The 21,548-nt window shown below is 42.9% G+C and carries 23 protein-coding genes, 1 tRNA gene, 1 rRNA gene and 1 pseudogene; 17 read left to right on the top strand and 9 right to left on the bottom strand.

From position 1 onward, the window contains the following. Positions 1 to 91: 91 nt before the first annotated feature. Positions 92 to 207 (top strand): 5S ribosomal RNA (gene rrf, locus CQS04_RS13440). A 1,104-nt stretch (positions 208 to 1,311) separates the two neighbouring features. Here rrf and CQS04_RS13435 read toward each other — a convergent pair. Beyond that, on the bottom strand, positions 1,312 to 1,638 hold the full coding sequence (locus CQS04_RS13435; protein ID WP_100354625.1) for a TIGR04104 family putative zinc finger protein: 327 nt from the start codon (positions 1,636 to 1,638) through the stop codon (positions 1,312 to 1,314). A gap of 97 nt (positions 1,639 to 1,735) precedes the next feature. On the opposite strand from CQS04_RS13435, the gene CQS04_RS13430 reads away from it, so the two are divergent. The 3 genes from CQS04_RS13430 to CQS04_RS13970 all read left to right on the top strand — a co-directional run bounded on the left by CQS04_RS13430 (position 1,736) and on the right by CQS04_RS13970 (position 4,058). Next, a complete protein-coding gene (locus CQS04_RS13430) occupies positions 1,736 to 3,730 on the top strand; it encodes an ABC1 kinase family protein (RefSeq protein ID WP_100354624.1) in 1,995 nt (664 codons plus the stop codon). A gap of 56 nt (positions 3,731 to 3,786) precedes the next feature. Beyond that, a tRNA-Ala gene (locus CQS04_RS13425) sits at positions 3,787 to 3,859 on the top strand. Between the two features lie 103 nt (positions 3,860 to 3,962). After that, positions 3,963 to 4,058: a putative holin-like toxin gene (locus tag CQS04_RS13970; protein ID WP_245858822.1), complete on the top strand. Its 96-nt coding sequence runs from the start codon at positions 3,963 to 3,965 to the stop codon at positions 4,056 to 4,058. A 24-nt stretch (positions 4,059 to 4,082) separates the two neighbouring features. On the opposite strand, the gene CQS04_RS13420 is transcribed toward CQS04_RS13970, so the two are convergent. Beyond that, positions 4,083 to 4,409 carry a four-helix bundle copper-binding protein gene (locus CQS04_RS13420; RefSeq protein ID WP_100354623.1) on the bottom strand — a complete coding sequence of 109 codons (327 nt, stop codon included), beginning with the start codon at positions 4,407 to 4,409 and terminating at the stop codon, positions 4,083 to 4,085. A 177-nt stretch (positions 4,410 to 4,586) separates the two neighbouring features. Between CQS04_RS13420 and CQS04_RS13415 the strand changes: the two genes are divergently transcribed. From CQS04_RS13415 to CQS04_RS13400, 4 genes are all read left to right on the top strand, one after another. After that, positions 4,587 to 5,108, top strand: a complete 522-nt coding sequence (locus tag CQS04_RS13415) for a GyrI-like domain-containing protein (protein WP_100354622.1) — start codon at positions 4,587 to 4,589, stop codon at positions 5,106 to 5,108. Between the two features lie 284 nt (positions 5,109 to 5,392). After that, complete coding sequence (locus CQS04_RS13410) at positions 5,393 to 6,679, top strand: extracellular solute-binding protein (RefSeq protein ID WP_100354621.1); 1,287 nt, start codon at positions 5,393 to 5,395, stop codon at positions 6,677 to 6,679. 115 nt (positions 6,680 to 6,794) lie between these two features. Beyond that, positions 6,795 to 8,075, top strand: a complete 1,281-nt coding sequence (locus tag CQS04_RS13405) for a carbohydrate ABC transporter permease (protein WP_100354620.1) — start codon at positions 6,795 to 6,797, stop codon at positions 8,073 to 8,075. Next, a complete protein-coding gene (locus tag CQS04_RS13400) occupies positions 8,075 to 8,917 on the top strand; it encodes a sugar ABC transporter permease (protein ID WP_100354619.1) in 843 nt (280 codons plus the stop codon). Before CQS04_RS13405 ends, CQS04_RS13400 begins: the two co-directional genes overlap by 1 nt. Before the next feature lie 41 nt (positions 8,918 to 8,958). On the opposite strand, the gene CQS04_RS13395 is transcribed toward CQS04_RS13400, so the two are convergent. Both CQS04_RS13395 and CQS04_RS13390 read right to left on the bottom strand, forming a co-directional pair. Next, positions 8,959 to 9,420: a BsuPI-related putative proteinase inhibitor gene (locus CQS04_RS13395; RefSeq protein ID WP_100354618.1), complete on the bottom strand. Its 462-nt coding sequence runs from the start codon at positions 9,418 to 9,420 to the stop codon at positions 8,959 to 8,961. 15 nt (positions 9,421 to 9,435) lie between these two features. Next, a complete protein-coding gene (locus CQS04_RS13390) occupies positions 9,436 to 10,503 on the bottom strand; it encodes an acyltransferase family protein (RefSeq protein WP_100354617.1) in 1,068 nt (355 codons plus the stop codon). 90 nt (positions 10,504 to 10,593) lie between these two features. Between CQS04_RS13390 and CQS04_RS13385 the strand changes: the two genes are divergently transcribed. From CQS04_RS13385 to tsaD, 5 genes are read left to right on the top strand one after another with little or no spacing between them, the layout of a single operon-like run. Beyond that, positions 10,594 to 11,211 (top strand): SGNH/GDSL hydrolase family protein, encoded by a 618-nt coding sequence (locus CQS04_RS13385; RefSeq protein WP_100354616.1) that lies wholly within the window; start codon positions 10,594 to 10,596, stop codon positions 11,209 to 11,211. A 54-nt stretch (positions 11,212 to 11,265) separates the two neighbouring features. Next, a complete protein-coding gene (tsaE, locus tag CQS04_RS13380) occupies positions 11,266 to 11,736 on the top strand; it encodes a tRNA (adenosine(37)-N6)-threonylcarbamoyltransferase complex ATPase subunit type 1 TsaE (protein ID WP_100354615.1) in 471 nt (156 codons plus the stop codon). Then, the gene (tsaB, locus tag CQS04_RS13375) at positions 11,717 to 12,391 is read left to right on the top strand and encodes a tRNA (adenosine(37)-N6)-threonylcarbamoyltransferase complex dimerization subunit type 1 TsaB (protein WP_100354614.1); all 675 of its coding nucleotides are present in this window, start codon (positions 11,717 to 11,719) and stop codon (positions 12,389 to 12,391) included. The genes tsaE and tsaB overlap by 20 nt, the downstream gene beginning before the upstream one ends. Next, the gene (rimI, locus tag CQS04_RS13370) at positions 12,384 to 12,836 is read left to right on the top strand and encodes a ribosomal protein S18-alanine N-acetyltransferase (RefSeq protein WP_100354613.1); all 453 of its coding nucleotides are present in this window, start codon (positions 12,384 to 12,386) and stop codon (positions 12,834 to 12,836) included. Before tsaB ends, rimI begins: the two co-directional genes overlap by 8 nt. Further along, the gene (gene tsaD, locus CQS04_RS13365; protein WP_100354612.1) at positions 12,836 to 13,852 is read left to right on the top strand and encodes a tRNA (adenosine(37)-N6)-threonylcarbamoyltransferase complex transferase subunit TsaD; all 1,017 of its coding nucleotides are present in this window, start codon (positions 12,836 to 12,838) and stop codon (positions 13,850 to 13,852) included. The genes rimI and tsaD overlap by 1 nt, the downstream gene beginning before the upstream one ends. A 335-nt stretch (positions 13,853 to 14,187) precedes the next feature. Here tsaD and CQS04_RS13360 read toward each other — a convergent pair whose 3' ends face one another. Continuing rightward, a complete protein-coding gene (locus CQS04_RS13360; RefSeq protein ID WP_100354611.1) occupies positions 14,188 to 16,122 on the bottom strand; it encodes an ABC-F family ATP-binding cassette domain-containing protein in 1,935 nt (644 codons plus the stop codon). Between the two features lie 126 nt (positions 16,123 to 16,248). On the opposite strand from CQS04_RS13360, the gene CQS04_RS13355 reads away from it, so the two are divergent. From CQS04_RS13355 to tatC, 3 genes are all read left to right on the top strand, one after another. Then, on the top strand, positions 16,249 to 16,878 hold the full coding sequence (locus CQS04_RS13355; RefSeq protein ID WP_425430250.1) for a redox-sensing transcriptional repressor Rex: 630 nt from the start codon (positions 16,249 to 16,251) through the stop codon (positions 16,876 to 16,878). 93 nt (positions 16,879 to 16,971) lie between these two features. After that, complete coding sequence (locus tag CQS04_RS13350; RefSeq protein ID WP_094942658.1) at positions 16,972 to 17,166, top strand: twin-arginine translocase TatA/TatE family subunit; 195 nt, start codon at positions 16,972 to 16,974, stop codon at positions 17,164 to 17,166. A gap of 16 nt (positions 17,167 to 17,182) precedes the next feature. Further along, on the top strand, positions 17,183 to 17,950 hold the full coding sequence (gene tatC, locus CQS04_RS13345; RefSeq protein ID WP_100354609.1) for a twin-arginine translocase subunit TatC: 768 nt from the start codon (positions 17,183 to 17,185) through the stop codon (positions 17,948 to 17,950). Positions 17,951 to 18,016: 66 nt separating this feature from the next. Here tatC and CQS04_RS13340 read toward each other — a convergent pair. The 4 genes and pseudogenes from CQS04_RS13340 to CQS04_RS13325 form a co-directional block, all read right to left on the bottom strand. Next, positions 18,017 to 18,241 (bottom strand): annotated as a pseudogene (locus CQS04_RS13340) (integrase core domain-containing protein); the annotation flags it as partial. Between the two features lie 101 nt (positions 18,242 to 18,342). Beyond that, a complete protein-coding gene (locus CQS04_RS13335) occupies positions 18,343 to 19,071 on the bottom strand; it encodes a MerR family transcriptional regulator (RefSeq protein WP_165775550.1) in 729 nt (242 codons plus the stop codon). A 58-nt stretch (positions 19,072 to 19,129) separates the two neighbouring features. Beyond that, the gene (locus CQS04_RS13330) at positions 19,130 to 19,990 is read right to left on the bottom strand and encodes an Hsp33 family molecular chaperone HslO (protein ID WP_165775549.1); all 861 of its coding nucleotides are present in this window, start codon (positions 19,988 to 19,990) and stop codon (positions 19,130 to 19,132) included. A gap of 343 nt (positions 19,991 to 20,333) precedes the next feature. Next, positions 20,334 to 21,062, bottom strand: coding sequence for a CPBP family intramembrane glutamic endopeptidase (locus CQS04_RS13325; RefSeq protein WP_100354627.1), 729 nt, complete (start codon positions 21,060 to 21,062; stop codon positions 20,334 to 20,336). A 195-nt stretch (positions 21,063 to 21,257) separates the two neighbouring features. On the opposite strand from CQS04_RS13325, the gene groES reads away from it, so the two are divergent. Beyond that, positions 21,258 to 21,542 carry a co-chaperone GroES gene (gene groES / locus CQS04_RS13320; protein ID WP_094942653.1) on the top strand — a complete coding sequence of 95 codons (285 nt, stop codon included), beginning with the start codon at positions 21,258 to 21,260 and terminating at the stop codon, positions 21,540 to 21,542. Positions 21,543 to 21,548 lie beyond the last annotated feature (6 nt).

Here is a 21,548-nt window from a genome sequence, read left to right as displayed (position 1 = left end):
CGACGTGTGGAGCTGACGAATACTAATCGATCGAGGACTTAACCAAAAAGATCAATGAAGTTCTATCCAGTTTTGAGCGAACAGGCTCATGTCCAGTGATGATGGCGAAGAGGTCACACCCGTTCCCATACCGAACACGGAAGTTAAGCTCTTCAGCGCCGATGGTAGTTGGGGGTCTCCCCCTGTGAGAGTAGGACGTCGCTGGGCAACACGAAGGTCATCCCGAGAGGGATGGCCTTTTTTGTATATCTAGATGTGAAAGGCGTTCGCCCAGAAATGCTTCGAAGATCAGGCGTGCCCATGGAGGCGCCCTTTGCCTCTGTGGGTGCGAATGATCTTTGAATGTATTTCTAACGCCTGCAACTCGATTACGAGTCGATGTGTAGGAGACCGGATCTTTATGTGGATTTCTGGCGTCCGGAGCTCGATTACATTCTAGTTGTGGAGCCGACTGCCGAGAGACCACGGGAAATGACAGTGTGGACGTGGAGGCGCACTCTCTCTCTGTGGGTGAGAATGATCTTTGAATGTATGTCTAACGCCTGCAACTCGATTACGTAAAGATGCGCAGCCGACCCGTGGGGCAAGACGTTTTGATGGGGAAAGGACTTTCTAGTAAGGGCGGAGATGGTGGAACCCCAACTGGTTCAGATACTTGAAGATGCGTCCGATATTCGAGCAACTACGGCCGATTCGCCGCCATCTACAGCAGATACTCAATGAACTGCGGCCGATACTTGGAGATGCGGCCAATATTCAAGCAACTGCGGCTGATTCGCTGTCATCTACAGCAGATAATCAAGAAACTACGGCCGATACTAGAGATGCGACCGAAACTCGAGCCACTGAAGTAGATACTGCATGCAGGTCTCGACGATTCAAGTCGATCTGCCGACGTAAAACAGATATCTGCCTCCGATTTGGAGCAAACTGCCGACGATTCGTACATGGCCGATCCATGGCTCGACGAAAACGCGTCAACTGCCGACGTAAAATGAGAATCTGCCGCCGTAAATGCTCCATTTACCGACGATTCACACCAACGTAGCAATCGCTCACCCTACTATTCCAAACTCCAAATGATAGCTCCGTGTCGAATAAATGAAAAGTGACTCTACATAAATGAATTCTTTGCCTCAACGAATAAATGGCCCCAATAAATGAATTTCTCACCTAAATGAATCAACTCCTCAAACACCTTCTTCCTAGAAAAGCCCTTGAGTCACAAAGCTCTTCCTAGAAAACCCCTAACAAATCCATCCCTTCTATTAAAAACCCCACATCTTTAATAAGATGCAGGAAAACTCCAAGCTATTTACGTTTCATATCAACAAAGCGCTGATCTTTCCCTGTCAACTCAATCGTGAACGGGAACATTAAGAAAACGATTAAGAACAATCCGATTGCCACAAAGGCTGATTCCAGGGAGGTTAAATCCACCAATACTCTAACCAAGAGAATCGCCACCATGACCATCACAGCGTAGGTCCCGCTTCGCATGCGAGAATGAGCAGAAAGATATTGCGTTTCTCCGCATGAAGGACAAACTTGACCGGATCTACCAAGCCATGCTTTCTTTAAGGCAGCGGAATAAGGCCACTTTTTTCCACAGTTTTGACATGTTCGTTTTACATCCATTCGAAATCCAACTCCTTCACTTCAGTATACCACGGCAAAATGTGGTTGTTATTCTAGGGTTTATACGTGAAAATAAAGAGAGAAGGGGGGATCGCAGATGAAAGTAGCCGGTTTAATTGTAGTAATGGTGTTTATAGGCTTTGTTATTTACTGGATCAGTGGCCGACTGATGGGGACGCGAATCAACTTTGTAAAACGAAGTTTAGCAGTCTTGATCAGTGTGGTTTTGACGACAGTGGTGTACTGGTATTCCTATCTGCGAACCACAGATTTCTTAACGAATGATTTTTATGATATTGTAACGGATCCAAGTGCTATTATTTGGGCAGGCAGTATGTTATTGATTGCGATGCTTTTATATTTATTTTTCGAACTGTTTGACCCGAGAGCCTTAACGGAACGAGGAAAACCCTCCAATCATGCTTCATTCATCATGAGGATGTTTGTGTATAGAAGGAGACAGCGGAGGTTCCGTGCAGTGCTTCAGATTGCCATGGCTAATGGGTTCACCCGAGCACTGAGTTATGCACGTCATCGAGAAAACGAAGAAGAATTGGCACGAGCTTTTCGAGATACCCTTGAGCAAGCAGGAGGCATCTTTGTCAAATTTGGTCAAGTTCTTTCAACGCGATCAGAACTGTTTCCGCGTGCGTTTATTCGCGAACTGAGCAATCTTCAGCAGCATGTGACGCCACTATCTGAAGAGCAAGTGATTCAAGTACTCAATGACTCACTACCTGGTACAGTTGAAGACACATTCAGCTTTTTTGACTATCAGCCACTGGCGGCCGCTTCTATTGGCCAAGTCCATAAGGCTATTTTACGAGAGAGCAATCTTCCTGTAGTAGTGAAGCTTCTACGCCCCGATGTTTCTGAAATTATGGAAGACGATTTGGGAATTCTTCTTGATTTTGCGGAATGGATTTCAGAAAAGTCGTCTTGGGCGGAGAGCATAGGTTTTAAAGATTTAGCTAAAGGCTTTGCAGAAGGGTTAAAAGAGGAAATCGATTTTTCAATTGAAGTTCGAAACACCCTTCAAATTGCACAGACTGTGAACTCTAGCCTCTATCCAGTCAAAGTGCCTATGGTGTACACCCGTTTTAGCAACAATAAAATGATTGTCCAAGAGTATATTGAAGGATGCACGATTACAGAAGCGGATGAACTCATCATTCAACATGGGCTTGACCGCTATGAACTGGCTCAATCTATTTTGTATTCTTTCTTTGAGCAAATGATTGGACCTGGAATCTTTCATGCAGATCCACATCCAGGGAATATCTTCATCGATGGGAAGACGGGAGAAGCAACACTTCTCGATTTTGGCGCAGTGGGAAGACTGCCAAATGAACAACAAGAAGCCTTTCATCTTTTCTTACTAGGCTTACATCAATCAAATGAAAGTGTCATTTTCGACGCGATGACTAAGATGATTTCCGATTCTAGTCATCTAGACCGAGTAGTCATGGAACAAGAATTCGGCCACTTGATGTTGAAAGTGTCTTTTGTCGACAGGATCCCAACGCAAGAACTTGTCTTTACTTTATTTGCAATTGTGAGAAAACATGGTCTTCACTTTTATCCTTCTATTGCTCAAGCACTCCGCTCTCTCGTGACTCTTGATGGCACACTGATGGCTATTCATCCGAGCTTTGATACGTTTGGAGAAGCAAAAGACTTTTCTGAGGATTACATGCGAGAGATGTGGAAGAAACCTTTCCAGGAGCCTAAAGAAGTGTGGAAGACGGTAGAGGAAGAATTAGCATTAGCACTTCCAGCACTTCGGAAGTTTCCTCGTCGAATGGACCAACTGATCAAGCGAATAGAAGGCGGAAAGATCATTCTACATCATGATATCTTTTCCGATAAAGCAAATAATCAATTTATTACATTGCTATTTTCGAAGTTCGTATTGTTGATGGTAGGAATCACCTTCGGAATTATTTCTGTCGCTTTACTCGCTATTGCACAGGTGATTGAAACTGTCTATGCAGTCTACTTGAATACCGTATCTTATGTGGGACTGTTCCTATGCGCCATTTTATTGGTGAGGTTATCCGTTCAAGCGATTCGAGACATAAAAAAACTGTAGGTGAGCTAAAATTGTTCTTTTCAAACTGCCCGTGTTCCGCTAAAATGAGAGAGCACGGGGGCTTAGCTCAGCTGGGAGAGCGCTTGCATGGCATGCAAGAGGTCGTCGGTTCGATCCCGATAGTCTCCATACAACTTGGGAAAATTGAAATTCGGCGGAAAGCCGTTTTTCTTTTGTTGAAAATACGAACATATGTACGATATAATGAACTCACATGAAAGAGGTGAGGCAAATGACATTTTTTGAAGGAATCTCCATGATGATTGGTTTTGGTACATTGATTGTAAGTATATTGGCCTTATCGTACTCCTTCACCCAAAAGAAATAGCCGCCCTAAAGAGCGGCCAGATTCCTACGATGCAAACTGACGACAAGCGTCTGCACAAGCTTTACATGCAGTGGCGCACTGTTTGCAATGTTCATGATCATGCTTTTCACATTCCTCTGCACAAGCATCGCAAATCTCTGCACAAACAGCAGCTAATTGTTTCACAAATGGAGAGTCTCTCATGATCGCCTGTTCTAGATACGAACAAAAGTCGGCACACTCCCGGTCTAATCGGATGCATGCTGCCATCATCTTCATATCTTCTTCCTGAAGGCATGCATCGAAACAATGATTACAAGCGGCGGCACAGTCATGTAAAGTAGAGAGTAGTTGCTGATATTCTGAATTCATTCCGTATTCCTCCTCCTTTAGTTGTTAGTTGTCTCCTTCCCTAAGCTCACTAGTGTAAAACATTTCCCAATTTAGAGAAGAAAAATCATTTGCTATACTCTCATAAAGACCCCCAGAAAATAAAGTAGTATTTCGAATGACACTATACAAGCTACAAGCGTAAAAGGAGGACGGAAGATGGTTCAAGTAGAGATGACGCATTTAATGGAGGAGAAAACGATGCAACCCAAGCTTGTAAAGCGCGATGCTTTTACGATTGTCGGGTATCAGTTTGAAGCCAGTTTAGTAGAGCTTGAGAAGAACAAGCTCGACTTAGCGTATTATAATGAGTTAGTGCTACATAAGGATCTGATACTAGACCGAACGACTGACGAAGTCACATTTATTCAGTCTTATCCGCTTACGGAACACTTCAATCCTCGACAAGATCGGTTTAAGCATATTATTGGATACAAAGTAAGAAAAGCCATTTCCTTACCTGACAACATGATCAGTTATACAGTTCCTGCTTGTCATTATATGAAAGCGAAACACATGGGCAGCCCACAAGAAATTCATGACACACATGATTATTTGTTTGCGTTCTGTGAAGAACATCAAGAATATACACCTCTTGGATTTGATCTTGAAGAATGGAGTCTTTCCTATAATCCATTTACGAGTGCAAACGAGGTAGACGTCTATCTAGCCGTGCGATAGTCCTTCCTATGAAAATCGGAGGGGCTTTTTTGTTGTAAAGTTCTGCTAAACGAAAGGATGAAGTGAATCTAAATTCCCAATTTTACAGAAAACATGAAAAAAAGCATTGTAATCTTATGAATTCACGCTATAATAAAGTTAAATTTATGCAAACGTTTTCACTGCTTTCGTCCACGAATCGACATGGATTACAAAGAAAGATCCAGAAAGAATTAGAGTGGCATTTTATTATGTGCTTTGTGCAAACGCTTGCATAAGTGGGGAAAACCTAGAGGAGGGGCATTATGAAAAAGAATTGGTTAGTATTGTTACTAGCTCTTTTCGTAGCGATGATTGTTGCAGCTTGTGCACCAGATCGTGAAGAACAGGCTGAAACACCAGAGGGGTCTGACACTGGAACTGAACAAGAAGTTACAGAAGAAAAACCAGAGAAACTTGTTATTTGGGAAGACATCGACAAGTCTGCAGGCTGGTTAGAAGATGCAATCGCATCATTCGAAGAAGAACACGGAATTCAAGTTGAGTTTAAAGAGTTAAACATGGCAGACGCTATCCGCGATCAACTTCGTTTAGATGGTCCAGCTGGAAGCGCTCCTGATATCGTAACACTTCCACATGACCAAATTGGTCAAGTGGTAACAGAAGGTTTGATTCAAGAAATTACAGTTGAAGAGGATATCTTAGCTCGTTACAGCGAGTCTGCAGTATCCGCTCAAATGTACAACGGTGCTTTATACGGATTACCAAAAGCAACTGAAACACCAGTATTTATCTACAACAAAGCATTAATGGAAGAAGCTCCAGCAACAATGGATGAGCTTTACACATTCTCTAAAGATTTCACTTCAGGCGACAACTATGGTTTCTTGGCTCTATGGGATAACTTCTACTTCGCACACGCTGTATTAGGTGGTATGGGTGGTTACGTGTTTAACGAAACTGCTGACGGATTAGACCGTGAGGATATCGGCTTAAACAATGAAGGTGCAGTAGAAGGCGCTGACTACATTCAACAATGGTATGCTGAAGGTCTATTCCCTAAAGCTATCGTAGGTGAAACAGGTGGCGCAGCAATGGACGGCTTGTTCAACGATGGTAAAGTAGCTTCAGTTATGAACGGTCCTTGGGCATTCCAAGGGATGCGTGACGCTGGTATCGATATCGGTGTAGCTGCAATGCCAACACTTCCAAACGGCGAGCCAATGAAAACATTCATGGGTGTTAAAGGATGGAACGTAACTGCTTTCACTGAGTATCCATACTGGTCAACAAAATTAATTGAACACTTAACAAGTGATGAAGTATCACTTGCTCGTTTTGAAGCAGTATCTGAGATTCCTGCAAACGTTGCTCTAGTTGAAGATCCAGCAATCGCTGAAAATGAAGGTGCTAAAGCAGTAGCATTACAATCTCAATACGCAGTTCCAATGCCTAACATCCCAGAAATGGGTGAGGTTTGGGGCCCAATGGCTTCAGCTCTACAAACAATTGCAACAGAAAAAGCTGATGCTAAATCTGCTTTAGATGAAGCGGTTGATCAAATCAAGACAAACATTGAAACAAATCACTAATTCCTAATTAGGTGGAAAAGCGCGTGGGTACTTCGGTGCCACCGCTTTTCCTTCCTATTTTTTTGTACATAAAGTTTGAGTATTACGTGCACTGCACTATAGGAGGCTAGGCCGAATGAAAGATTCAACATCTTCCAAAAAGCATCGCAAAACGGCGCTGCTACTATCTATCCTGCCAGGATTCGGGCAATTTTATAACAAACAAATTCTTAAAGGTCTTGTCTTTCTGATTTTGGCTGTTTCATTTGGCTCAGTATTTTTTGAATATATGGGAGTTGGCTACTGGGGGTTATTTACTCTAGGAGAGATTCCTAAGCTTGACCACTCTATTTTCTTATTGATTGATGGAATTATTGCTGTAATTCTGACCGTAATGGGATTAGGGATTTATGCTTTCAATCTCTATGATGCGTATCATAACGGAAAACGCCGTGACCTTGGTGAAGGTGTGAACTCGGTTAGAAAGCAATACCACAACCTGATCGATAACGGTTTCCCGTACTTGATGATTTCACCAGGATTCTTCTTGTTGATCTTTGTCGTTATTTTCCCGATTATCTTCGTGTTGCTACTAGCGTTTACGAACTATGATTTATACCATTCGCCACCAGCAAACTTAGTGGACTGGGTAGGACTTCAAAACTTTAAAGATATTTTTGTATTAGATGTTTGGCGTTCTACTTTCTTCTCTGTGTTAACATGGACGATTGTTTGGACATTTGGAGCTACGACTTTACAAGTAGCACTAGGGATTTTCTTAGCCATTCTAATTAACCAAAAGGATCTAAAAGGAAAAGTGCTGTTCCGCACGATTATGATTCTTCCTTGGGCAGTTCCAGCATTTATCACAATTTTGATTTTCTCTGGAATGTTTAATGATTTGGGGGCAATCAATAAAGTTCTATTACCGATGGTTGGACTAGATCCTATTCCATGGATGACAAATGAGACGTTCACACGCCTTGCGCTAATCATGATTCAGACGTGGTTAGGATTCCCGTTCATTTTCGCTATGACGACAGGGATCTTACAATCGATTCCAGAAGAGCTATATGAAGCAGCAGATGTTGATGGAGCTTCTGTATTCCAAAAGTTCTTCTCTATCACATTGCCCTTAGTTCTATATGCGACAGCACCAATTTTAATCACACAGTATACATTTAACTTTAACAACTTTAATGTCATCTTCCTGTTTAATGGAGGAGGCCCGGCACTTCCGAGTCAAAATGCGGGTGGTACGGATATTTTGATTTCATGGATCTACCGCTTGACGATGACAAGTGCTCAATACGGGAAAGCTGCCGCTATAACCATGATTCTTTCTATCATCGTTATCACTGTAGCATTGTGGCAGTTTAAACGAACAAAGTCGTTCCAAGAGGAGGATATGATGTAATGACGAAGAAACAAAGCAAACTCATTCGTTTGACCATTTCCTACCTGATTATTTTAACTATGACTGCTATTGTGTTGTATCCACTGCTCTGGGTATTAGGTTCTTCCTTTAATCCAGGGAATAGCTTGAACAGCTCTCAAATGTTCCCTGACAATCCAACACTAAAGCATTATCAATTCTTGTTTGACCTTGAACGTTCAAACTATCTATTATGGTACTGGAACTCTATGAAAATTAGTTTGATGACGATGATTTTCTCGGTCATTTTAGTGTCGTTTACAGCCTATTCGTTTTCAAGATATCGATTCGTTGGACGCAAAAATGGATTAATGACATTTTTGATCTTGCAAATGATTCCAAACTTTGCAGCTCTTATCGCCATCTTTGTATTGGCTACACGTCTTCAATTGATTGATACTCATTTAGGTTTAATCTTGTTTTATGTTGGTGGACAAATTCCTATGAGTACTTGGTTAATGAAAGGATACTTAGATACCATTCCTAAAGATTTGGATGAATCGGCCCGTATGGATGGTGCAGGACATTTCCGAATCTTTATCCAGATCATCATGCCGCTTGCAAAACCAATCATCTCGGTGGTCGCGTTGTTCGCTTTCATTGCACCATTAGGAGATTTCATCATTGCACGAATCTTGCTACGTTCAAACGAACAATATACATTGGCAGTAGGTCTCTATGACTTAGTGGCGAAGCAGTTCGGGAACTCGTTCACAACGTTTGCTGCAGGTGCTGTTTTAGTATCGGTTCCAATCGCGTTGCTGTTCTTAGTGTTCCAAAAGTATTTCGTTTCTGGTCTAACAGCTGGAGGAACAAAAGGGTAAAAGAAAATGCACTTCCCAAGAAAAAAAGGGAAGTGCATTTTTTATTGTCCGGACCATTCAAAGTTTTCAATGGATACTTTTTCATCATCAAATTGCTCTGCTAATGACCAGACATCAAGACGATAGGTGCCTTCCGGAACAGACATAGAAGTAAGCTCGTTCTTGAGGTCGAGTGATACTTCCCAAGAGTCTCCTGCAGCCACGACTTGTTCACTTAAGGCTTGTGTAAACATCTTGTTCATGGAATACGTATATATAGTCTCTCCAGCGTCATCAAACAGTTGGTACTCAAATTGCTGCCCACTTGTGAAAGTTAACGTGACATCTTCCTCCGTACCATTGGTGATCACTAGAAAGTAATCTCCATTCTCTTCTTTGAGCTGTTGCGTCAATTCATTCGTCATTTCTTCGCCGCCCTCTCCTGAAGATTCATTCATTTCTGTAGAGCCACAAGCGGCAAGTAGAAGAATTCCAAAAATCCATACACTCCATAATTTTCTCATTGTTCTCGTCCTCCTTTAGCCATTAGAACGGTTCACTTGTTTTTTCGTTACACGAAGACGAGAAATATTTCCTAGAACCACTTCGCCGTGTGGAATCAATTTCCGTATGGCAACGGAAGCTAAGATAGGGAATACGATACCTGTAATTGTGAAACCGATGGGTCCGAGTAAGAAATAGTCGTTTAAAATCATGTATGTGAAGATGTGTAAGTACATGATAGCGATTGAGTGACTTTCAATGAATTGCATCGGCTTCATGACAAAGCGTTTGGCAAGTAACTGGAACACCCAGACAAATACGATGATCATCGCTAGTGGAATCACAAGGTCTAAGACGAAATGATTGTAGCGTAAAAATTTCAAGCTCAAATGGTAATCAATCCAGCCGATTTTATCTACTACTATCGCCGTGATAGTCACAAAAAGACCTGTTAACCCAACTTTATTCGGTACTTCCAACCAAAACGACTTTAAGTAACTCCCGATTGCAAAATAGACTACGGCAATGAAGGCAACGTCTAAATTCCATAGCATCGGAATTTCCTGGCTGGCTTGGTCCGGTGCTCCTCCTACAACATCCATTGCCCAAAAGCTTTGAATGTGCGCAATCGTATATAATAGAAAGAGAATGAGGATTTGTGTCTTGCGTTTTGTATAAAGAGTCAAAAACGTAAAGATGACATAAGAGAAATATAAGGTTGTTATGAACCAGATGACGCCATACGCACCGCGTGCAAAGCGTCCACCAATCAATATTTTCATGAAATCTTCTGCATACCAACGCCAATCAAAGTTCAGAGTAGCCAGTTCGATAGAATAGCGAACTGTCGTGATTGCGAGTAAAAAGAAGAAATACGGGAATAACAGTTGCATAAAACGTTTTGTTAAAGATCCGTTCGCTTCTTTTAATGAGTGCACTTCTTTAAAGAAGATTCCACTTAGCAGGAAGAAGGCGGGCATATGAAACCAGTAAATATATTGGATCAGTGGAAATGGCATCTCGTGTGGGTAATGCCCAAGAACAACCAGAATCATAAGAAATCCTTTTGCTGCATCGAGCCAGTGTATGCGTTTTTTTGCCACATGGCATCCTCCTTTCATGAGGAGAAAATAAAGGTCCACACGATATAATACCATCATTTTGATACATTCAAAACCTGGAGGAAAGTCACTATGAAAATCATCCTATTTGGAGATAGTTTAACAGCACGTCATGAAGGCCTAAAAGAGCCGATGATCAATGCAAAATTACAGCCGCACTTCCCGCAAGACGAGCTTATCAACAAGGGCGTGAGCGGCAATACGACAAATGACGCGATGAAGCGTTTTTCAAAAGATATTTTGGCGCAGCATCCGGATTTAGTTGTCATCCAGTTTGGGTCCAATGATTCTTCTGCCCATAAACATGTGGCACGAGAGATGTATAAAGCAAATCTAGAACAGATGGTCCAAGCTATCGGGCCAGAACGATGCATTTTGGTAACCCCACCACCGGTTGATGAAACGAAGCAGACGCAACGCTCCAATCAAGTGCTAGAAGCTTACGGAGATGCTGTCAAAGAGGTGGTCGCCGAGTATAAGACAGGATTTGCAGATCTCTATGCAGCCTTTATGACGCACCCGAATCTGGTGGAGGCTCTTCGGGGAAAAGAAGATGACGGCCTTCATTATGGAGAAGCGGGTTACGAAGTGGTCGTAGAAACTTTAGTTCCTGTCATTCAGCAAAAGAAAGAGACTCTATCTCCTCGTAAAATCAGTTTCTTTGACCGTTTGAAGAGCTGGTTTGCGTAGGTGGCAACTTCTTGCGCTTCATATTATAATGAAGGGCAGTGAATAGAACGGAGAATGACGATGCATCAATTTAATTGGACAACTCTTGAAGACACAATCTCTCATGCCCAGGCTCTTGCATCAAGAATGCAGGGGGGCGAGGTCATCACACTTGAAGGTGACCTAGGGGCAGGGAAGACGACATGGACAAAGTATTTTGCGGCAGGCCTTGGGGTCGAAGGGAATGTGAATAGCCCTACATTTACGATTGTGAAAGAATACGAAGGCCGTTTACCTTTTTATCATATGGATGTCTACCGTTTGACGGATAGTGAAGAAGATTTAGGCTGGGATGACTACTTTGATGGGCATGCCGTATCTGTCGTGGAATGGGCGCAGTATATTGACTATGCATTACCTGATGATCGTATCGAAATGACAATCCGCCTGTCGGACAAAGGTGATAGAATTTGCACGATGACGGCAACATCAAAGCGATATCAACAGGTACTTGAGGAGATGGCACATGATTTGGCTAGGGATTGATACATCAAATACACCACTGAGCGTGACGCTCGTTGATGAGGGACGCGTGTTGATTGAACATACGGATAGTTTTCCGTCGACGCATTCTGTTGCGGCTATGCCTGCAATTGAGCGCATCATGAAGGAAGCGGGAATCACTCCCAATCAATTGGATGCCATTGCCGTCGCAAAAGGGCCAGGCTCTTACACCGGTATTCGAATTGGGATGACACTTGCAAAAACACTTGCTTGGTCGTTAGAAATTCCCGTTTATCCCGTTTCCAGTCTAGCTGTTTTAGCAGCACCAGGAAAATGGTTCTCAGGCATCACGGTCAGCATCATGGATGCAAGACGGCAGCATGTGTTTGCTGGTGTGTACCAGGAGCAGCAGCCGCTGCTAGAGAGACATCTTGCTTTTGACGAATTGCTTGCGTTCTTACACGAGCAGGACCAGCCCGTATTTTGGTGCGGACAAGACGTCCAAAAGTTCACAGAGGCCATTGCAGCGTCTGGATTCGTCTCGCACTTTGCAGGATTGGCCGAACAACTTCCGCGAGCTTCTGAGCTAGTAGCCCTTGCGCAGCACAGTGAACCGGCACCAGATATTCATACACTCACTCCCGATTACCTGCGTCTGACAGAAGCAGAAGTGAACTGGATGAAAGCCAATGAATAACGGAATCACTTTTCGAAAGATGACATTAGAAGACGTAGATGGTGTTTGGGAATTAGAGAAAGAAGCCTTCCCGACTCCTTGGACACGCGAAGCCTTCGTCAATGAGATGCTTGCAAACAAATTTGCTTACTATATCGTCGGAGAGCTTGAGCCAGGAAATATCGTGGCGTTTTGTGGGATGTGGTTAGTCACCGATGAGTGCCATATCACCAATGTGGCAGTGACATCTTCGTGCAGAGGAAAAGGGTACGGAGAGCTCTTGATGAAAGACGCCATGCGTATCACAAAAGAACACGGAGGACGCATTATGACACTCGAAGTCCGGGTGACGAATAATGTCGCTCAAAACCTGTACCGCAAACTAGGATTCCAAGACGGTGGAATTCGTAAAAATTACTATACGGATACGCATGAAGATGCGCTCGTAATGTGGGTGGAATTTTAATGACATATATATTAGGAATCGAGACGAGTTGTGATGAGACGGCGGCAGCTATCGTAAAAGATGGAACGACAATCGTTTCCAACGTGGTAGCCTCGCAGATTGACAGTCACAAGCGTTTTGGTGGCGTTGTACCGGAAGTAGCTTCTCGTCATCATGTGGAACAAATTACACTTGTGATTGAACAAGCACTTACTGAGGCTGGACTGACACCGAAGCAGCTCGATGCTGTTGCTGTAACGGAAGGACCAGGTCTAGTAGGAGCGCTTCTTATTGGGATTCAAGCGGCGAAGGCATTTGCATTCGCGCATCAGCTTCCCTTGATTGGCGTTCATCATATAGCAGGACACATTTATGCAAATGCACTGGAAAATCCAATGGAGTTTCCCTTGCTCTCTCTAGTCATTTCAGGTGGTCATACGGAACTCATTGTCATGCAGCAGGATGGCCATTTCGAAAAGATTGGGGAAACTCGAGATGATGCAGCAGGAGAAGCTTACGATAAAGTGGCACGTGTCCTGTCCTTACCTTACCCAGGAGGTCCGCATATTGACCGATTAGCAGAGCAAAGTGATGGTGCTGTCGAGTTTCCTCGTGTCTGGTTAGAAGAAGGCTCTTATGATTTCAGCTTTAGCGGCTTGAAGTCCGCGGTAATCAACTACCAACACAACTTGCAGCAAAAAGGGCAAGAAATCAATCCTTCACATGTAGCGGCTGGCTTCCAACAAAGTGTGGTGGAAGTGGTGGTGGAGAAGACGCGACGAGCAGCTGAAGAATACGGTGTGAAACAGGTCATCGCGGCAGGGGGGGTTGCAGCCAATAAAGGCTTGCGATCGGCTTTAGAAGCTACTTTTGAAAAACAAGGAATCCCGTTCTATGTACCAAGTTTACCGCTTTGCACAGACAATGCAGCGATGATCGCGGCAGCAGGTTACTCAAAATTAATAGCGGGTGAGCGCAGTGATTATGCGATGAACGGAAGACCGGGCATGCCTCTCACTAGCTGGACAAGACTGTAGAGATCTTCTACGGTCTTTTTTATTACAAAAATTACAGATGATTATCAAATGTGACGAGATTCGTCAAGAGGGAACGTCTGTACTTATGCACAATCTGTGAGTAACTTGTGGGTAACTATGGATAACACAACATCTTGTGGTGGATTATTCATTAGGTGTGTGAATAACTACCATTTTTGCGTGTGGATAATGTGTATAAGTCTGTTGATAGTTTATTTAAAGCCATTTCATCTGTGTATGAATCTGTGGAAGAGAATTTTTTAAAATTGCCTCTTGACCAACATATAGGGGGATTGGGTCGAAAAGAAAAGAACCAGCACGAATGCTGGCTCTTGCTATAATGTTTCCAATTCTTCCTGCAGTTCCAACCATTCAACAGACAGTTCATCATGTTGATCAGTAAGAGCTTCTAGTTCGGAGTTAAACGCACTAACTTGCTCATGATTTCCAAAGACCTCCGGTTTACACAATTCCTCTTCGATCGTCTTTTTCTGAGTCTCCAGCTTGTGCATCACTTCTTCGATTTCTGTGATTCTGCGCGTGATTTGGCGCTCTCGTTTTTTTGCACTTTTGTCAATTTGAGTAGTGGCAGCAATAGGTTCCGATACACGTGTACTTTGATTCTCTACAGCAGCTAATTGCTTGAGCTCAAGTTCTTCTTGTTTCTTCTCTAAATAGTAATCGTAATCTCCTAAATAGAGTTCACTACCTGTTGGCGATAACTCTACTACTTTCGTAGCAATTCGGTTAATAAAGTACCGGTCGTGCGAGACGAACAACAGGGTTCCTGGGAAATCAATTAACGCATTCTCGAGCACTTCTTTGCTATCAAGATCTAAATGATTGGTAGGCTCGTCGAGTACAAGCGTATTGGCTTTCAATAACATCAGTTTAGCAAGGGCAAGTCGGGCCTTCTCCCCACCGGACAGGGAAGACACGGGCTTTAACACATCGTCACCTGAAAACAGGAAGCGTCCGAGTGCTGTACGTACATCGCGCTCGTTCATAAGCGGCCATTCATCCCACAGCTCTTGAAGAACCGTCTTCGTTGATTTCAAGTCGGCTTGATCTTGGTCGTAATACCCGAACTGTACGTTCGTTCCATAGAGGATCTGTCCATCTAATAGAGACGATTTCTTCATCACTGTTTTGAGGAGTGTTGATTTACCGATTCCGTTTGGGCCGATTAGAGCGATTCGGTCTTTCTTATAAATAGGGAATGAAATGCCTTTTGAGACCATCTTCTGATCATAGCCAATAGCAACTTGATCAAGACGTAACACATCATTGCCGCTTTCGCGTTCAATCGAAAAGCCAAAAGCTGCGGACTTTTCATCACCTGAAGGAGAATCCATCCAATCGGTCTTCTCGAGCACTTTTCTGCGAGACTGAGCCATTTTTGTTGTGGAAGCACGGGCAAGGTTGCGGCTAATAAAATCTTCAAGCTTCGCCTTTTCTTCTTGTTCTCGCTCAAACTGTTTGACGTCTCGCTCGTAATCAAGCGCCTTCTGGTCGAGATACGCCGAGTAATTCCCTACATATCGCGTAATTTTACGACGAGAGATCTCGTAGACGAGTGTTGTCACTTGGTCTAAGAAATACCGGTCATGGGAAACGATGACGATAGCACCAGGATACCCCTTTAAATAACTTTCAAGGAAGGCGAGTGTCTCGATATCTAAGTGGTTCGTTGGCTCATCAAGAAGCAGCAAGTCCGGTTGGATCAATAGCTGCTTGGCAAGTGCTAGACGAGTTCGCTGGCCACCAGATAACGACTGAACCGGTTTGTCATAGTCTTCCGGATAAAACTGCAAGCCGTGAAGCACAGACCTCGTGTCACTCTCGTAGCGAAAGCCGCCTGCATCTTTAAAGTCGAGCTGCAATTGATCATAGTCTTGAGTCACTTTTTCATAAGCTTCCGCATCTTCGTAGACTGCCGGATCGGCCATTTGGTGCTCAAGATCTCTGAGTCGACGCTCTTGTTGCTTCAAAGGTTCAAAGACTGTCATCATCTCATCCCAAATAGATAAGGGGCTATCAAGGCCGGAGTGCTGTTCCAAATAGCCAAACGTCTTATTTTTGGGAATCACGATGTTTCCAGAGTCATAGCTCATCTCGCCAGCAATGATTTTCAACAGTGTGGATTTTCCTGCTCCATTGCGACCGACGAGTGCAACGCGTTCGCGTTCTTTCACTTCTAATTTACAATTTATTAAAACCTCTTCACCTGCGAAGGATTTTGTCACATTTTGGACCTGTAATACAATCATGGATTCCACCTCAATTCTCTCTATTTAGTTTACTGGATAGCGCTTGGATGAGCAATGCGACCGCTTTACAGAACGGCGGGAGCGGTGTAAGATAAAGCTGATTTACAGGAGGCGAATGGCGTGACAGTGGATAAATCCAAAATCCCGCAGGCGACGACAAAGCGCTTGCCTTTATACTATCGGTTTTTACAGAACTTCCATAAAGCAGGACAGACCCGAATCTCGTCTCAAGAGTTGAGCGATGCGATGAACATTGATTCGGCAACCATCCGCCGAGACTTTTCTCATTTCGGTGCGCTCGGCAAGAAAGGCTATGGCTATGATGTGGAGCACTTGCTTCAGTTCTTCCGTCAGACACTTGATCAAGATGAAGCTACCAATGTCGCTTTGATTGGAGTAGGGAATTTAGGAACGGCATTCCTCAACTACAATTTTCAAAAGAATCACAACACAAAAATTGTAGTGGCCTTTGACACACATGCATCAGCTGAAGGGGAAGAAAAATCAGGGATTCCCGTTTTTCACCCAGATTTACTGGAAGAGAAAATCGCAGAGTACGGTGTGGAGCTTTGCATCTTGACTGTACCAAGTCGAACAGCACAAGAGACGGCAACTCGTTTAGAGTCTACCGACATCAAGGGAATCTTGAATTTTACACCAGTCCGTTTAAGTGTCAGTCCAGCAATCCGTGTCCAGACGATTGATTTGTCTGTAGAATTACAAACGCTTATCTATTTGATTCGAAATCATAGTTGACGTAAAACTGTCACATCTAGCCCTGGTGTAGAAATAGCAAATTGATAGCAAATGATGTAAGATGAAGGCATACTACTTAAGGAGGTGCCCGCAATGACTGCAGGTCCAATCAGCTTAATTGTTATTGGTATTGTTGCACTTCTTTTGTTCGGGCCGAAAAAATTGCCTGAGCTAGGACGAGCTATGGGTTCTACGCTTCGTGAATTTAAAACGGCTACAAAAGGCTTAGCAGATGACGACGATGATGACGTGAAAAAAGTAGATCCACCGAAATCTGACGTTAAGTAAGTTAGGATGTTCATTCATGAATAAAAATGAATTTACAGTGGTGGAACATTTAAACGAGCTCCGAAAACGGCTATTTGTTATGGTACTTTTCTTAACAGTGGCTGTGATTGGCAGCTTTTTTTTAGCCAAACCACTAATCAATTATCTTCAAAACGCGGAAACCGCTGAAAATATTACATTAAACGCGTTACAGGTCATGGACCCATTTTTAATTTACTTAAAAGTGGTGCTCTTCCTAGCGTTCACCTTTACGTCGCCCGTTATTTTCTATCAATTATGGGCATTTGTAAGTCCAGGACTTCATGAACCAGAGCGCCGTGCAACACTGAGCTACATTCCGTTTGCCTTCCTATTGTTTTTAGGTGGCGTGGCGTTTTCGTACTTTTTGTTGTTCCCGTATTTGATGTCCTTTATGACAGGACTGGCAGGTGAACTGGGGATTACCCAAATCATCAGTATCAATGACTACTTTAACTTTATTTTTCAAATCACTCTTCCGTTCGGCGTGATTTTCCAGCTGCCAATCGTCTTATTATTTTTAACACGACTGGGGTTAGTGAATCCACAAATGTTAGTGAAGGCTCGAAAGATGGCGTACTTTGTATTGTTCGTCATTGCAGCGTTCATTACACCACCTGACATCGTTTCGCATCTATTTACATCTGTACCATTATTCATTCTTTACGAGATCAGTATTGCGATTTCTAGGGTGGGGTACCGGAAGTACTTGGCTGCTGAAGCAAAACGGAAGCTTGAAGAACAACAGCGCATGCAACAGGCATAAAGAAAGCCATCCTTCATTGAACTGCACCCTGTCAAGTAGACAGTAAAAAAAGAAAATAGGGTGGACCTAAGCTGCGACCTGGTATCGATACTCTATCGGTGCCAGGTTGTTTAAGTTCTGTTGATAGCGTTCCTTGTTATAGAATCGCATATAGCGATCGATGTCCTCGACCAGATCCTCATAACTTTTGTACTTCTTCAATTCATGGCTCTCGCATTTGAAATGACCAAAGAAGCTCTCGATAGGCGCATTGTCGATGCACTTCCCGACACGCGACATACTCCGGGTGATCCCTTTTACATAGCATGAATTTATCGGAAGTTTCTTTTAAAATTACAAGAAAGGAAGAGGGAAGCCAACTTATCAGCTGTTCCTCTTCCTTTCATTTAAATTCACTTATGATTCAAAGCTTGATTGATAAATTGGTATAGCTCGCCATCTATTTCATATTGCAGTTCGTTCCCTGGGTTTTCGGCGTGGAAATGTTCGGCTTGCTTGCGGAAAGTCTTATCGTCTTCGGAAAAGGCATTCACGATGTCATTCCATTTGTTCGCTAAATCTTGTACTTTTTCATCGGAAGGAGAAGCGCCTTTTTCTTTTTCCAAACGTATTTCCTTGATAAGATCGTTAAATTCTTGCTCGGCCTGCTTTAAGAGTTGTTTATCAGCATTCTCATATCTGCTTTCCATGGTATCCAATTGCTGCTTCGAAAAGTATTTTTCCTTATTCATTTTCAGCGCCTCCATTAATTTAGTAAGTTCTGGAATCGACATGGTCCGATTGCTGCGTGCAGCCGATAACGCATTTTCCAGCTCTGCTACTAGTTTTTGCTGAACCTCTATCTCTTTTTTGACGCGGGAAATTTGGGTTTGCAAAATCTCTGCAACGGTTTGTTCCTCCGGATTAGACAACAGAAGTTGTATTTCTTCTAACGACATGCCCATCTGCTTTAAGGACAAAATTGGCTGAAGACGGACCAAATCTGCTTTCGTGTAAAGCCGATGCCCTGACTCCGTATACTGAGAAGGTGAAAATAAACAGATTTGATCGTAATAGCGTAAAGTTCGAATCGTTAAACCCGCCATTTCCGCAACTTCTCCGACTTTCCAATGTTCCTTCATTCGCTTAGCCTCCATTTAACAACATTTCTATTCACCAACTAAACCGAGAAATTCGAAGTTAGAAGAGTTGCTGCATCTCCTTTTGCTCAAACGTGTAGGTTTTCCCGCAAATATGGCAAAGAGCTTCAATGTCTTCCTTTCGTTCAATGCTCCGTTTGATTTCCTCTTCACTCAATGAATATAGCATGCCATAGAACATTTCTTTACTGCATCCGCAGAAAAATTGACTGGAGCTATGGCCAATAATTTTTGCATCCCCAAACAACTGGGTTAACACTTCTTCGCTGTCATTCGCTTCTTCAGCGTTTAGTTTACTGAAAATATCCGGATTGGCTTTCACAATCATTTTCACTTCTGAAAGCAGATGTGGTGGTGCACTGGGAAGCAGTTGTGCAAATAGGGCATGGCTGGAAAGAAGGAAACCTCCCTTATCCAACTGAATGTCGGAATAAAGATAGGTCGGCGTCTGATCACTCTGCACAATATAGTTGGCGATATCATCCGTGATATGTTGATTTGGCATATCGGTAATGCTGGTGAATTGATTCATCTCAGAACCCTTTATGACACGGATCATCCCAGAAGGTCCAATCAAATCTTGCATAGACTTTTCTTCTATATTAGAAGATCTCAAAAGTTCCTCGTTCAGGTATCCTCTGACATTTCCATTGGCTTCGGCTTCCGCAAAAATCTTATGGCGAGTGTTGCTCAACGTTACCTGGAGGCTCATTCGCTGGTTCCCTTTGAGCGTACCAGAGAGTATGCTCATTGCTGATATCGTTTTGCCTAACAGTAGTTTAAGCGGTTTAGGAAGTTCCTGGTTTAAGGCATAGATATCGTGAAGCAACTGGGAATTATCAATAAAATATAGACGAATCTGTTCTTCTTTAATTAATGCCTTAACAATGGCATTTTGCACAACGATTCCCCCCCCTTTTGAACAAGTAAGCTAGCTTTACTATAAAACATTACCCTACGTAAGGTTCAAGAGGAGAATAAAATTTTCACGATATTTATTTTTTGTGAAAGGGTACCTGTGCACGGCACTATTCACTACAATTAAATATTTTTGCTAAATATCTTGATATATAGGCACTTTTCCTGCATATAAAGTGAATGATAGTGAATAGCTGGAATTGTTTGATACACAGGTACCTAAATCGAAGTACTTGGCTGATGAAGCGAAACGGAAGCTTGAAGAACAACAGCGCATGCAACAAGTATAAAGAAAAGCCATCCACATCTGCGGATGGCTTTTTGCATTAGTTAAAAAATGTGATGAATACTTGCCCATAACGTTCTGCAAACTTTTGAAGGTCTTCTGCGAAGAACTGGACTAGGACGACGAATCCGTTGAGAAGCATATGAGCTAGTATGGATGCGGCAATTCGCTTGGTCTTATAGTAGATAAACGCGAATATAAATCCAGATACTGAATACAGTAAGATGTGGCTCATTTCAAAGTGGATGATTCCAAACATCACAGAGCTGATTAAAGCCGCAATAAAGAAGTTGGTCTTTGGAAGCAGCATGCCGAATAAGATACGACGGAATAAGATTTCTTCTAAGATAGGAGCGAAGATGGCGATAGCAAATACGACTACAGGAACCGATTTAGCAATTTTAATAAAGAGTGCCGTGTTCTCAGAACCTGGCTCAATACCGATCAACTGCTCAATCCCGGCGGCTAATGCTTGACCAAAGAGCACCATGAAGAAGCCAACGATTCCCCATCCGATAACGCCTGCTGTACTAGAAGGCTTAGGGCCAAGTGGTTTTAAAAATGTCTTATCTTTTCGAATGAAATAGAAGAAGATGACGACGGCTGCGAGCATACTCGAGAAGATCCACCAACCGACGGCTTGCATTTCTGGATCCGCATAACCTAAACGGTCAAACAAGAAGACGAGTGGGATAGGTCCAACTGCACCAGACAGTTGCATGAGAACATACGTGATCAATATAGAGAAGGCGATTTTTTGATGAGACATAGGTAGGTAAATTCCTTTCTGAGCTTTCAAAATCAAAGATGCTTTCTTTATTGTACCGCACGAAAAAAAATTAGCCAAAAATTCATCTTCCTGCTTGCAATCAATTAGGTGTTTTATTATCATAAGAATTGTGTTAGCACTCGATGAGAGAGAGTGCTAATAATTACTAACCATTTATCAGGGAGGTCGTTTCAATTGTTAAAACCACTAGGTGATCGTATCGTAATCGAAGTTGTCGAGGCAGAAGAAAAAACAGCTTCTGGCATCGTGCTTCCAGACTCAGCAAAGGAAAAGCCACAAGAAGGAAAAGTACTTGCGGTCGGTAATGGTCGCGTCCTTGATAACGGCACACGTGCTGAATTAGATGTGCAAGTTGGGGATCGTGTTCTGTACTCCAAATATGCGGGAACAGATGTGAAGTATGACGGCAAAGAACTACTGATTGTTCGTGAGTCTGATATTTTAGCGGTAATCCAATAACAAGGA

The organism is Chryseomicrobium excrementi (assembly GCF_002798305.1).
Classification (GTDB): domain Bacteria; phylum Bacillota; class Bacilli; order Bacillales_A; family Planococcaceae; genus Chryseomicrobium; species Chryseomicrobium excrementi.
This window is presented reverse-complemented; position numbering and strand designations above follow the sequence as displayed.

Excerpts from the sequence above, each read along its gene's own strand:
- CQS04_RS13435 (WP_100354625.1), bottom strand. The coding sequence starts at position 1,638 with ATGGATGTAAAACGAACATGTCAAAACTGTGGAAAAAAGTGGCCTTAT.
- CQS04_RS13430 (WP_100354624.1), top strand. The coding sequence starts at position 1,736 with ATGAAAGTAGCCGGTTTAATTGTAGTAATGGTGTTTATAGGCTTTGTT.
- CQS04_RS13970 (WP_245858822.1), top strand. The coding sequence starts at position 3,963 with ATGACATTTTTTGAAGGAATCTCCATGATGATTGGTTTTGGTACATTG.
- CQS04_RS13420 (WP_100354623.1), bottom strand. The coding sequence starts at position 4,409 with ATGAATTCAGAATATCAGCAACTACTCTCTACTTTACATGACTGTGCC.
- CQS04_RS13415 (WP_100354622.1), top strand. The coding sequence starts at position 4,587 with ATGGTTCAAGTAGAGATGACGCATTTAATGGAGGAGAAAACGATGCAA.
- CQS04_RS13410 (WP_100354621.1), top strand. The coding sequence starts at position 5,393 with ATGAAAAAGAATTGGTTAGTATTGTTACTAGCTCTTTTCGTAGCGATG.
- CQS04_RS13405 (WP_100354620.1), top strand. The coding sequence starts at position 6,795 with ATGAAAGATTCAACATCTTCCAAAAAGCATCGCAAAACGGCGCTGCTA.
- CQS04_RS13400 (WP_100354619.1), top strand. The coding sequence starts at position 8,075 with ATGACGAAGAAACAAAGCAAACTCATTCGTTTGACCATTTCCTACCTG.
- CQS04_RS13395 (WP_100354618.1), bottom strand. The coding sequence starts at position 9,420 with ATGAGAAAATTATGGAGTGTATGGATTTTTGGAATTCTTCTACTTGCC.
- CQS04_RS13385 (WP_100354616.1), top strand. The coding sequence starts at position 10,594 with ATGAAAATCATCCTATTTGGAGATAGTTTAACAGCACGTCATGAAGGC.
- tsaE (WP_100354615.1), top strand. The coding sequence starts at position 11,266 with ATGACGATGCATCAATTTAATTGGACAACTCTTGAAGACACAATCTCT.
- tsaB (WP_100354614.1), top strand. The coding sequence starts at position 11,717 with ATGATTTGGCTAGGGATTGATACATCAAATACACCACTGAGCGTGACG.
- rimI (WP_100354613.1), top strand. The coding sequence starts at position 12,384 with ATGAATAACGGAATCACTTTTCGAAAGATGACATTAGAAGACGTAGAT.
- tsaD (WP_100354612.1), top strand. The coding sequence starts at position 12,836 with ATGACATATATATTAGGAATCGAGACGAGTTGTGATGAGACGGCGGCA.
- CQS04_RS13360 (WP_100354611.1), bottom strand. The coding sequence starts at position 16,122 with ATGATTGTATTACAGGTCCAAAATGTGACAAAATCCTTCGCAGGTGAA.
- CQS04_RS13350 (WP_094942658.1), top strand. The coding sequence starts at position 16,972 with ATGACTGCAGGTCCAATCAGCTTAATTGTTATTGGTATTGTTGCACTT.
- tatC (WP_100354609.1), top strand. The coding sequence starts at position 17,183 with ATGAATAAAAATGAATTTACAGTGGTGGAACATTTAAACGAGCTCCGA.
- CQS04_RS13335 (WP_165775550.1), bottom strand. The coding sequence starts at position 19,071 with ATGAAGGAACATTGGAAAGTCGGAGAAGTTGCGGAAATGGCGGGTTTA.
- CQS04_RS13325 (WP_100354627.1), bottom strand. The coding sequence starts at position 21,062 with ATGTCTCATCAAAAAATCGCCTTCTCTATATTGATCACGTATGTTCTC.